The following is a 12445-nucleotide window of genomic DNA, read 5'->3' on the forward strand; positions in this document are numbered from 1 at the left end:
CACAGGCTGTGAACATCGCTCATTAAATACTGGCTAACGATATTAGGTAGCTGTATTACTTACCTTATCTAACTTTACTGTTAACGTTTCGCACTCTTGAGATAAATCACCTAGTTCACGTCCAAGCGCATTTTCAGCCTGATTTACTAGCACTTTAATTTGCTTCGTATCCCATTGATAAGCTTGTTCGTTATCTATTTTACTGTAACTCTGCTGACGCTCTTCATAGCGAACAGCCATGCAGACTGCATCACGTGCGACTAACTCAGGATTCGTTGGTACATAGCGTGCAACACCACCAATAATAGCGTCTGAGTTATCACCTAATATACCTTTTGCAGCTAAGCGACGTGTTGGCGAGTGGCCAATAGCATAGCCGCCATCTGGGGCTAAAACTGTCACAGCGATAGATTCTTCAGCGCCTTCAACAAAGCTCACTACTTCGCCAGTATCTTTATCAAGTAGTCCAAAACCAACACCCACCATTAAGTCAACGCTGCCATAACTTTTAACAGCACCAATACTCACCGCCACACCATTAGCTGTAATGGTCGGTGTTAATGCATTAATTGAATTAAAATCAGGGAACATATCAAGATTAGCGTTCCAGACTAGCTCTCCTGAATTACCGTTATCTTGTATTTTTACAATTTTGTGCATAGTAATGGCGTAAATTTCACCGTTATCAGCACCAATTGCCGGTGATGCCGCGATTTTCTCACCAACATTAACACGCCAAATTTCGGTTAAATCACGAGAAAGCGCGATGATATTACCGTGATCATCCGTGGTAAATATTTTTTGACCATCGTTACTCACAGATGGTGTTGCACCCGTACCACCATCAAAATCAAAACGGCCTCCGATGTCTAATTTATATTGACCTTCTGTCGTCGCTACTATATCTAGCGCATATAATGCACCTAATTCTGAAATATCATCTTTAGTGCCATCAAGTTCATCTGGTGCCGTCGCTGCTACATAGAGACGATTTGAAATAGGATCACTGGCATAGAAGTTAGTTACTTCACGACCACCACCAAAAATAATATCAGTAATAGTAGTAAATAGACCGTTACCACTTTCTGGTTTACCAAATTGCTCTTCCGCCGCTTCATCTGCCCAGTTACGTACAAATTTAGGTGGTCGCGCATCTAAGTTATTCACAGCAGCTGAACCAGGTAAATCAAATGCCCCTTCTAATAATGGGCGACCAGTTAAGCGATCAAACAGCATGATTTTACCGTTACCCGTAACCACGCTCAATGCATTTAAGCCAGGTACAAAATTAACGCCCCATGCATGAGGAGACGCACTTTCATCTGTATCCCATGTTAAACCGGTTTTTTTCGTCCATAAAATATCGCCATCCGTCGTTACTGCCCAGATATTCTGATAAGTTGAATGATAGATAACTTCTTGCTTATGCTCTGGTGAATTAAGGATTAGCGTCGCACCAGATCCACTAATATCGCCATGTGCAGGTAATGTCCAACGACGCTCACCCGTCTTACCATCAAGGGCAACGAGACTCACGTCTTCATTCGGGCGAAATGGGCTGAAGTATAAGTCACCTTGTTGGTCAATCGATGGTCCTTCAGGCACATAAAACTGTGTTTCTGCAACCCAAGATAATTTTTGCTCCGGAGCCGTAGCAATCATTAATTGATCGGTATTATTAATACTGCCATGCATAGTATGGAACGTATTTAATACAGGTACGGTATCACTCATAGGTCCAGCGTTTGGTACACCACTTGGTTTCCAATCCGTTAGTTTATATTCAGGCAAATCTTTAGGCTGGGCATCTGTATCAATCATTGAGCAACCCGACATCAATATCGACAATGAAACTACAGTAGCCAACGACGTTAACCGAAACTTTTTATTCGTATCCATGAATTAATTCCTAACTTATGAGTGATTGAAAACGAGCTAACAATATCACAGCTTAATAACAATGAATTTATCATTTAACGCCAAGTATGACGAACTGTCGTCTACTCCGACAAGTGAACATAAAATATAACTAAGCCGCTGATTTAAAGAAATTAATTAGAATTATCATTCTTATTGATAAATAACACCCTGTTACATCTGGCGTAAAATGATAAATAATATACGTATTTGCTGTGGTACCTTTTCGCAATCGTTAAGTAAATGTTAATCCAAGGATAGGTCATCATTATGAAATCTAAAACCATGCCCATTACACCGATAATTATAAGTTCATTACTCTCTATGAATGTTATCGCTAACGAGCAATCTAAAGACGCAATTACAAGTATTGAAACAACACCAGTTGAAACAAAAAAAACCGAAATACCAGAAATCAATCTCGTTCCCTTACCAACAACGAAAGCATCTCGAGCTGTTTTTATTCGCGGATTTTCAAGTTTAGATACCCAAGCAACTAAAAATAGCGCTGTGACCATAAGTCACGACCAAGTATACATGGGGCGAACGGCGGGCCTTGCCGCTGATGTCGCGGACTTAGAGGATGTTGTCTATAATAGAGGACCAACGACAAATGCAGGCCGAAATGCACTCGCAGGTAGTGTCGATTACGTTTCTATTAAGCCGCAAGATGATTTCGAGCTAGAACAAGAGTTCTCTATCGGTAGCCAAAATGAACTTAAATCGAAGACCATGATTAACATTCCTTTGACCGATACACTAAGCGGACGATTTAGTATTTCAAGTTTTACACGTGAAGGCGCTATTACATCCACCAGCGAAAAAGCTACCGGTAACTTCGGTGACATTGATACGAGTGCTGTGACAGGTGCACTGCGCTGGAAACCGAATAAACACCTCACTGTTGACTATGCTTATGACTATTCTGATGCCGACTACCTCAGCCCTTACATACAATTATTAGCCAGTGACAGTCTAAACCCTGGCGATGCGAATGAAGATCGTCAAACATCAACAGATTTATACCTAGATGATAGTAATGACCATACAGCGACAGGTCACCGCCTTGGCTTTAAATGGCAGTTTAATGAACGTACTAGTATTGAATCTATCAGCTCATTCCGTAAAGCAGATGGTAATACCGACGCTGTTATCGGTACGCAAGAATCTGTTGCAGGCGGGACTTTAGATGTTAGTCAGTGGTCTCAAGAGTTTCGCTTAAGTAGCACCGTTAATGAACGAATTAACTTTAGCCTTGGCACTCTCTATTACAGTGAAGACAGTGATTCAACTGCCTATGCAGATAATTCACGCTATGTGAATAACACTGATTACAAAGGCTTTGCACCGGGTCAGCTATACCAAGGCGTGCAAACATCAACCTTCGCAACGTCTACACAAGGCGAATTAGAAAACATTGCTATCTATGGTGAAGCGAGTTTCATTCCTGCAATACTCAATGATAAATTCACAATTACGACAGGACTACGTCAAGAATGGGTGAACGTAGATGCAAATAAACAATACGATGGTAACTGCCAATTAACACCGACCGGTGGTGTGATCATGGACCCAACAAATCCATACTACAACACAGCCCTTGCTATCGCAGGTGCCCTTTGCCCTGGCACTTGGGAAGGAACAGGGATACCACTACCTGGAAATGATATAGACGATGTCTATATTGAAAGTTCAGCGTCATTCCAAATGTTGTTACCGTCAATTAAATTCAATTATGAAGTGGGCCGTGAAAAGAATGTCTATGCATCAATACGCAAAGGCTGGAACCCAGGTGGTTTTAATGCCCTAGCCGGTGTTGAAAACTTCGAGAGTGGCTTTGATGAAGAAACCATGATGACCTACGACATCGGATTTCAAGGTAACTTTGCTAACCGCGCACTACAGTTAAACGCTGTGGCTTTCTATAACGATATAAAAAACCATCAAGCGAATACATCGAACCGTGTACACCCGACCATGGTCGATACCTACAACGTACAAAAAGCTCACTCATACGGTGTTGACCTGGACTTATTCGCCTTCTTATCTAAGAATGCCATGGTTAAATTTAACTATTCATACCTACAAATGGAATATGATGAATACAGCCACAGAGATGAAGTAACATCGAGAATTCCAGGGTCTGATCCAGTTCTTAATCCAATCACACGTGATGTGCCAGATATGATCCCACAGTCACCAGAACAAACGATACTGACTTCGTTTATCTACCGCTTTGATAAAACCGATTTTGGTCAGCCAACAGTATTGCTAACGAATATTTACCGTGGCGCATTTTACAGCAGTAATAACGGTTTAGACATTTTGGAAAATGACAGTTTCTCACTACTAAACCTTGATTTAACACTGGCTGAAATACCATTAAAAACCGGTGAACTAGCAGTGAATCTATGGGCTAAAAACTTACTTGATGAAGAATATACTCTTGCTAAATACGGTTACGGCTATGGTTCAGGTGCAACATCTGGCCCTGTCATTGGCATATTTGGTCCAGAGCGTACGTTTGGTATCAAAGTGAATTACACTTATTAGTAATTAATCGCTTACTATGACACTAAAAAGCACGTCTTATGGCGTGCTTTTTTATGCCTGTAATATCTAAAATGATGTATTTAAAATTAGGTAGAGACAATAAGAAACTAGTAACACTATTGGTGCGCTCACAAATATCATAAATAGCGGTGTTTCAATGTTCTATTATTAAGAGCAATGAGATAAAGCATGATGCATCTATCATTTAATTAAAATACAGGGCGTAGAGTGGTGGCCTAACTTCTACCCTTTTGGAGAAGTTATTTAATCTATTCCCACCACATTAGAGAGATATTATGAAGCAAGCAAATGTTTACCATCCATTTTTGTTTTCAACTTTCAATCGCGATCACAGCCTAAAGCTAAGTGATTTAAAATGGAAAGCTTTTGAGTCTCATGATTTTTTAGGAGATGGTGAAGATTGGGCGTTACTGTTAGAAAATATGCTGTCAGAAAAGAATCCAAGCTTATTAGAAAAACTGACATTTGGTGATGAAACAATGATGTTTAGCATTCACAGTGAAGACAAAGATGCATTACATACAATTGCGGATATGGTCTTTGAGTTTTATGATGACGATGATTTATTAGATGCCTGTATCACCCGTTATGCTCAGTATGAATTTGAACCCGAATTAATCATTAACAAATAAATCTAGTTGATGTCTACACGCGAACTTAAAATTAGAAACGAAAAAGCACGCTTAATAGCGTGCTTTTATTTACTTAATTATTTTACTTAATTACTTTCATCAATAGCCTATTAAGGCGTAACGATATTGAATACACCTTCAGGTTGGTCAAGCAATGAGAAGAAGTTAACTAAGCCAAGCTTACTACCTTCAATACTTAAGTCATCTGATAGCAGTACTTCTGACACACCAGCCACACCAATAACCAAGTCAATAAATAACTCATGACTAATGTTTAATGTTGCATCCGCCGTTTTATCTTTAGGCGCAAGCTCATGACGTAATACGGCGTTATCAAGTTTTAACACATAGTTCTTATCTAAATCTGTGAAGTTAATGTTTAACGTAAACTCTTCACCAAATGCCTCAGGACCAATCAGTCGCGCAGCCATACTTTCAAAGAACTTATCTACTGGCGTTTCTAGCATAATCACTTTCATTGATGCTAAGTCGATCACTTTATCTGCCGCACCATGACGTAATTCATACGCAGCAGATAAGTAAACATCACGCCAAGGTGCTGATTCAGCTTGATAACCTAGTTGATCATAACTACTCGCAAGCAATTCTTTTGCCGCTTTATTGTCAGCATCTGCAAACACAAGGTGGTTTAATAGTTCAGCACTCCAACGGTACTCACCTTTATCATAAGCCGCTTGTGCATTAATGATAACGGCTTCTGAACCGCCCATTAACTTCACATACTTAGCTGCAGATTCATATTCAGGTAACGGATCTAAATTAACTGGGTTCGCATCGTACCAACCAAGATAAGCCTGATAAATAGCTTTCGCATTATGCTTCACAGTACCGTAATAACCGCGGCTAGAGAAAGTATTAGCCAGCTTTGGTGGCATTTCGATTTCTTCGGCAATTTCTTTCGGTGTTAAGCCTGCATTCATCATACGAACAGACTGATCGTGAATATATTGGTAAGTATCGCGCTGTGTCACCAAGAATTCATTGATATTATCTTGTCCCCATACTGGCCAGTGGTGAGAGCCAAAGTAAATGTCAGCTTCTTTTTGTTCTTCAATGGCTTCATCAATCGACTTACTCCACAACACTGCATCACGCACATGTGCACCACGTAGGGTATACAAGTTATGCATCGTCTTAGAGACCATTTCCGCACCGCAATACGCTTTCATTGCAGGTAAATAGAAAGTGAATTCCGATGGTGCTTCTGTGCCAGATACGATTTGGAATTCAAATTCAACGCCATCAATAATTTGTGTTTCGTTACTACTCACCGTCAACGTCGGCTCTAAGATACTGAACGTGCCAAATGGAACAGCTTTACCCAAGCCTGCATCAACGTGACCTCTTTCTGAGCGTGGTAATAAATTACCGTACATGTAACTCGCACGTTTACTCATTGCAGGACCAGCAATGATATTTTCATTCGTTGCTTCTTCCATAAATCCACCCGGTGCAACAACTTCAATATCTGCAACATCGTTACCAGCGGCTTCAAGTAACCCATTTACACCACCGAAGTGATCCATGTGACTATGGGTAAATACGATCGTCGATACAGGGCGGTAGCCAAGCTCTTTATTCACAAAGTCGAGGGCTTTTTTCGCCGTTTCTGACGTTGTCAGCGGATCAACAATAATCCAACCGGACTTACCTTCAATAATCGTCATATTAGCCAAATCGAAACCACGAATTTGGTAAATACCTTCTGTCACTTTAAACAGACCATTGATATTGTTTAGCTTAGCTTGGCGCCATAGACTTGGATTTACACTGTTTGGCGCTTGTCCATTAATAAAGTCATAAGCAGATAAATCCATGATTGTTGTGCCGTCTGTATACTTAACAACAAACTCTGGCAGAGTCGCAATAAAGCCACGGTTAGCATCGGTAAAATCTTGTTTATTTTCGAAAGGAAGTTCTTCTAATACTGATTGATTCAGTTCAGTGGTATATTCAGAGGCTGGCGTAAAACCGTATTTATCAGGGTTAGTACTCGCGAATTTCTCATCATCGCTTTGCCCGCAAGCAGCTAAAAACAAACTGCCAGAAGCAATAACTGCTAATGGTAAGTGCTTCTTTAATTTAAAATTATTATAGATTGATTTTTGAATTAGTGCGCTTAAGTTCTTTTTATTAAACATGTCCATCTAGCCATTAGTAGTTACGATAATGACAAGGTATCACAACTCATTAACAAGCCGTTTATCATTTTGCGCCCACTTATCAGGCGCAATTTATATATCTACATTTTAGGCCGTAAATTACTTATTTTTGTGTTCATCACGATATTGTGAGGGCGTTTTACCAAACCAGACTTGAAAAGCACGCGTAAAATTACCCATGTTTTTATACCCTAGGTTTTCAGAAATAATTAAGATAGATTCATCTGTTTTAGTCAGATAGTGCAAGGCCAGTTCTTGTCTTTTTTGCTTTAGAATATCCCGAAAGGTCAAGCCTTCCTCTTTTAAACTCCGGCTAATAGAACGCACACTCATATTCAACATCACTGCGATTTCATCAAGTGTAGGTTCATTATTCGCAATAGAACTGTGGATCAAGCGTTCTATTTTCTCAGTTAACGACATCTTATCTAAATTAAAGGGTTCAACCCTTCTCTTTTCATGCATTAGATTCTTCACTGAGAATTGCGTTAATACGGATTTATTTAACCATAAACAATTCACTTCCTGATCAAACTTCGTTTCACAACAAAAAGTCTCTAACCATGGGCGGATACTTTTGGGTTTATGCCTAACAAGATCAACGTGATGTATAAACGAATCAGAATCAACAAAATCATTAATAATGTTTACAAATGAAGAAAAGAACGCATCAATAGCCATATCGCTGATCTCAACACCTTCTAGTGGTGATATCTTCACTCCCAGTAAATGCGGCGTGTTATTTAACGTTAAGCAAACAGAATTACTTAATTTACCGTAATAACTAGGCAATCCTTCAAGCACTTGCAGTAATGAATCGGATTTTTTAATCAAGTGATTATAGACATGGTTTTTTTTGATATTGGAATGTTCGCCAACGATAAGGCCAAAGTTTGGCATTTGCGTGATCAGCGCAACTTCTTTCCAAAGCGCCGTCATTTGTTTTATATCAAGCAATGAATAAGGATCGTCCTGTATATCTGCCAATGAAATACCGGCATTTTTAAATATTTCATTAGGATCAAAATCCATCGCATGTAACGCATTCGCAATTGATAAGCTCCATGCTGCGACAGTCGTGTATTTGATTGCTTGATTCATTATCGATAAACCCTTTAAAATTACTTATTTATAAGTACACTTCCGATGCTATTTAAATTAACAACTTATATGCCAAATTAAAAGTACTGCACTGATATTATCAAGGTTAGCGGAGGTTGAGCGAGTTAATTGCTTAAACCACCAGCGTTTAATAACAATTGCATTAAATTAAGTGAGCAATTAAACAATTGGCTCAGTGCTAAACTCAAGTAATGATGTTTAACATTTAAAAAGCTGTCATACTAGGGCTATAAAATTTAGTATTTTGATGATGACGATTAAGTGAGAAAAAAATGATCAATATTTACCGTGTATCTTTTCCTGATGGCAGTGTTTATATCGCAGCAAAAAAAACGCCACCAGCAAACGCAGTAAAAAGCTATGAGTGGGCTAAAGGCCACGCAGATCCAAGCCGTCCATTAGTTGCAGCTTACCTAAAAAGTAAAGGCCAAAGCACGTTAGAGCTACTTCATTCAGATCTAACACCTGATATGGCTAAAAAATTAAAAAGAAGATATATCGTTGAAGCAAGACAAGCTAAACAATTCGTTATTACCTAATTAGGCGATAATGGCTGCAGCAATGCACATCAATAGCACACATAACAAAGGATCTGTATGTGTGTTGTTTATAACAAGTTTCATCTCCCTCTATATTAAAACAACGTCCCCCACCTATATTAAAACAACTAGCCTATAGCTATGCTAAATCATGAGCTACGTCCTATTTCTCTCTAAAAGTAATTAATTTCATATCAATCCATAGCTTAATATACAACCTACCTATAAAGTAATTAAAACTAAACGAGATAAACAAGGAATGTTTAATGAAAAAGATAGTTTTAATCATGCTATGCACAACTCTTTATGGCTGTGGTGGTGGTGACGATGAGACCTCAAATAGTACAAGCTTGAGTATGCCAATAACAAGCTTATCACTCTCTTCCAATGGTACTGAGTCTGTTTACTCAACGATCCCATTTACCATTAACCAAAAAGATAATAGTACTATCTATATTGGCGCCTTAGAGACGGGCTCAACACCAATAATACAGTATATGAATGTATATCAAACCGCTGAGAATTCAGGTGAATTGTCACTCTCCTTTGAGCAAGGTTATAAAATAGGTGAAGGTTTAAAAACGACTACCGTTGATTTTTATGCTTGTTATGATGAAAATTGCCAGTCCCAAATTGAAGGCTCACCCGTTTCTATAAATATAAGCATGTCAGTCACTCTTGATGAAAGCATAACAACTAACAAAACAGAGACAATTGAAATATCAACAGACACCGATGCTGCAAGTCAGTATGTAACGATTGATGATATTGCGACTTTAGCAAGTGCTAAAAACGATAATCTCTATTTTAATGTCCGTGATGAGCACCAATATTTAGACAATATTACAACGACAGTTAGTAGCCATAATCTCGGCTTAAATTTAAGAACAATGGATCCAAGTGATGCCGGATTCGGTGTGCACTCTGGTTCAGTGACTATTGATGCTTGCTATGATTATGACTGTGTTTATCCAATTAAAGGCAGCCCTGTCTCTTATAATATAAATTACAATGTGAACTACGAAGCATCTGTACCTGACGGTTCTGTTATCCTGAACACAACGAAGTTAAGCACATTAAATCATAACGTATTAGAAGCCGAATATATTGATAACGCAGATATTGTCGTCATGACTTCTAGCACCCCCGATAATGCCGTTTATATTTATGATACCAAGAACAACACTAGCCAAAAAATACCGCTAACGCGGCCAGCTACATCGCTTGCTGTTGATAATATTAGCGCAGCAGCAAAAATTGCCGTTGGTCACGATGCGTTAGTAACCGTGATAAATTATGACAATATAACGCCGAGTGCATCAGACGTTATCACCCTAGCTTCAACAAGTCATGTCTATGATTTAGCAATTAAAGGGGATTATGTCTGGATATCACCTTATCAAGGACAATGGGTAAATATAGAAACCATTGAAATAAGTACTAACTCAATCGTGAAAGCCAGCTCTTCACTTCGTCACCGTAGTTTGCTAAAAATACACCCAACAGGTGAATATCTTTATACAATGACAACAGACACAAGCCCTCGTGATATAGCTAAAACAGACTTGAGTGATCCACTGCATCCCGTGGAGTTATATGATTCACCTTATCACGGTGATTATAATATCGGTGCTGATTTTTGGTACTCCAATAATGGCCAGTATATCTATACCAAGTCGGGTACTAGCTTTAGGGCAACTGAAGATCGTAATACAGACATGACATATGCGGGCACATTGCCACTGATGGTTGAAGATGATAGCAACTGGATTAGCTATTATGATATTAGTCATATTGAGTCATCAAATGATAATACACAACTCGTATTAATTGATGATCCAGCATCTGGTACGCTACGATATATCGACTCTGGAACAATACAGCAAACACACTTGTTTACCTTAGAAAACACCGAAGTAGATACGGTTAAATACAGAACTAATCCACTCTACGCGTTTTATAACAATAGTAATCAGCTCTTTATTATCAGCGTATCAAACCTTGATACTGGCGAGCAATATAGTTTATTACAAGTACAATAAATACGAGGCGAACCGCTCACAGCTAAGTGAGCGGGATTCGCTTACCCAGACAAGTTTGTACAAAAACGAGTGTAATACTTACAAAAATGCCCATTACTTCTAAACGATAGTAATGGGCATTTTATCTTCTCGTGTAGACGACAGTAAGCACCTTAAGCGTGAGTTAACTTCTCTTCTTCTACGCTAGTCTGGTCACTTAATACTTCGGCAAGTGTAGAACGGCACAGGTGCCCCTCAACGTCTCCTTCCTCATTTAATACTGGCAGTGGTAATTCGTTATCCAGCATTTCAGGGATGACCGATTCGATTAACGCATCACTTTGCACCGCAGGCACATTCTCTAATAACGATGCATCAATGGCATTGCTGTAATCACTTTTTTCAACTTTATCTAAAGTATCTTGTGTGATCACACCTTGATAACCATCATTGTTAACGACATAGCCATAATCTTGTTTTGATTTACGCATTTGTAAAACGGCTTCACCAATTGTTTCTGTCGAAATACGACATATTTGTGGCTGCATCACCGTTTCTACCGTTAACGCACGTGCGCGATTGACATCTTTAACAAACGCTTCAACATAGTCATCAACTGGATTAAGCAGAATATCAACCGGTGCGCCCTGCTGCACTAATACGCCATCACGTAGAATGGCAATGCGATCACCTAATCGTAATGCTTCATCAAGATCATGAGTAATAAACACAATTGTTTTGTGTAACTTCTCTTGTAATTCGATTAGCTGATCCTGCATTTCGCTACGAATCAATGGGTCAAGCGCTGAAAATGCTTCATCCATCAATAGAATATCTGCATCGGTACACAAGGCTCGGGCGAGACCAACACGTTGCTGCTGACCACCAGATAGCTGTCCAGGGTATTGATTGGCATAACCGTTTAATCCCACGGTTTCCAACCACTGTGTCGCACTCTTCTTTCGCTCTGCCTTTTTGACGCCTTGCACTTGCAAACCATAACCAATATTGTCTAACACCGTACGATGTGGCATTAATCCGAAACGCTGGAATACCATCGACATTTTGTTACGACGAAAATCTTGTAAGTCTTTACTCGATAGCTTCATCACATCACTGCCAGCAAGTTCGATCTCACCAGCTGTCGGTTCAATAAGGCGATTAAAATGACGGATCAAGGTTGATTTACCCGAACCAGATAACCCCATGATCACAAATATCTCGCCTGGATAAACATCCAGATTAATATTAGATAAACCAACCGTATGGCCTGTTTCAGCTAAAATGGCATCTTTAGATTTACCCGCTTTAACGAGTTCAAGCACCTTTTTTTCATTTTTACCAAAAATCTTATATAAATTTTTAATACGAATTAGCGGGCTACTTTTTTTATGTGAAGAATCCCTTTCATGCGAACGGCTCTTTTCATCTGAACTGCTATTTTTATTCAAATTCAT

8 protein-coding genes are annotated in these 12445 nt (G+C 39.2%); 4 read left to right on the forward strand and 4 right to left on the reverse strand.

Annotated elements, in window-relative coordinates:
- Positions 1–42: 42 nt before the first annotated feature.
- Entirely contained in the window at positions 43–1899 is a 1857-nt protein-coding gene (locus HWV00_RS13790; protein ID WP_211682151.1) for a PQQ-binding-like beta-propeller repeat protein, read from the reverse strand.
- Positions 1900–2187: 288 nt separating this feature from the next.
- Here HWV00_RS13790 and HWV00_RS13795 point away from each other — a divergent pair, with 288 nt between their 5' ends.
- Both HWV00_RS13795 and HWV00_RS13800 read left to right on the forward strand, forming a co-directional pair.
- A complete protein-coding gene (locus tag HWV00_RS13795; protein ID WP_255554571.1) occupies positions 2188–4470 on the forward strand; it encodes a TonB-dependent receptor in 2283 nt (760 codons plus the stop codon).
- A 296-nt stretch (positions 4471–4766) separates the two neighbouring features.
- The gene (locus HWV00_RS13800) at positions 4767–5123 is read left to right on the forward strand and encodes an Imm51 family immunity protein (RefSeq protein WP_211682153.1); all 357 of its coding nucleotides are present in this window, start codon (positions 4767–4769) and stop codon (positions 5121–5123) included.
- 110 nt (positions 5124–5233) lie between these two features.
- On the opposite strand, the gene HWV00_RS13805 is transcribed toward HWV00_RS13800, so the two are convergent.
- Together HWV00_RS13805 and HWV00_RS13810 are read right to left on the reverse strand one after the other, a co-directional pair.
- The gene (locus tag HWV00_RS13805; protein ID WP_211682155.1) at positions 5234–7285 is read right to left on the reverse strand and encodes an alkyl/aryl-sulfatase; all 2052 of its coding nucleotides are present in this window, start codon (positions 7283–7285) and stop codon (positions 5234–5236) included.
- A gap of 120 nt (positions 7286–7405) precedes the next feature.
- Positions 7406–8407 carry an AraC family transcriptional regulator gene (locus tag HWV00_RS13810; RefSeq protein WP_211682158.1) on the reverse strand — a complete coding sequence of 334 codons (1002 nt, stop codon included), beginning with the start codon at positions 8405–8407 and terminating at the stop codon, positions 7406–7408.
- A 293-nt stretch (positions 8408–8700) separates the two neighbouring features.
- Between HWV00_RS13810 and HWV00_RS13815 the strand changes: the two genes are divergently transcribed.
- Positions 8701–8967, forward strand: coding sequence for a hypothetical protein (locus tag HWV00_RS13815; RefSeq protein ID WP_211682160.1), 267 nt, complete (start codon positions 8701–8703; stop codon positions 8965–8967).
- Positions 8968–9233: 266 nt separating this feature from the next.
- Positions 9234–11009, forward strand: coding sequence for a hypothetical protein (locus tag HWV00_RS13820; RefSeq protein WP_211682161.1), 1776 nt, complete (start codon positions 9234–9236; stop codon positions 11007–11009).
- A gap of 152 nt (positions 11010–11161) precedes the next feature.
- On the opposite strand, the gene HWV00_RS13825 is transcribed toward HWV00_RS13820, so the two are convergent.
- Positions 11162–12445: a glycine betaine/L-proline ABC transporter ATP-binding protein gene (locus HWV00_RS13825; protein WP_211682163.1), complete on the reverse strand. Its 1284-nt coding sequence runs from the start codon at positions 12443–12445 to the stop codon at positions 11162–11164.

It is taken from the genome of Moritella sp. 24 (assembly GCF_018219155.1).
Taxonomy (GTDB): Bacteria; Pseudomonadota; Gammaproteobacteria; order Enterobacterales; family Moritellaceae; genus Moritella.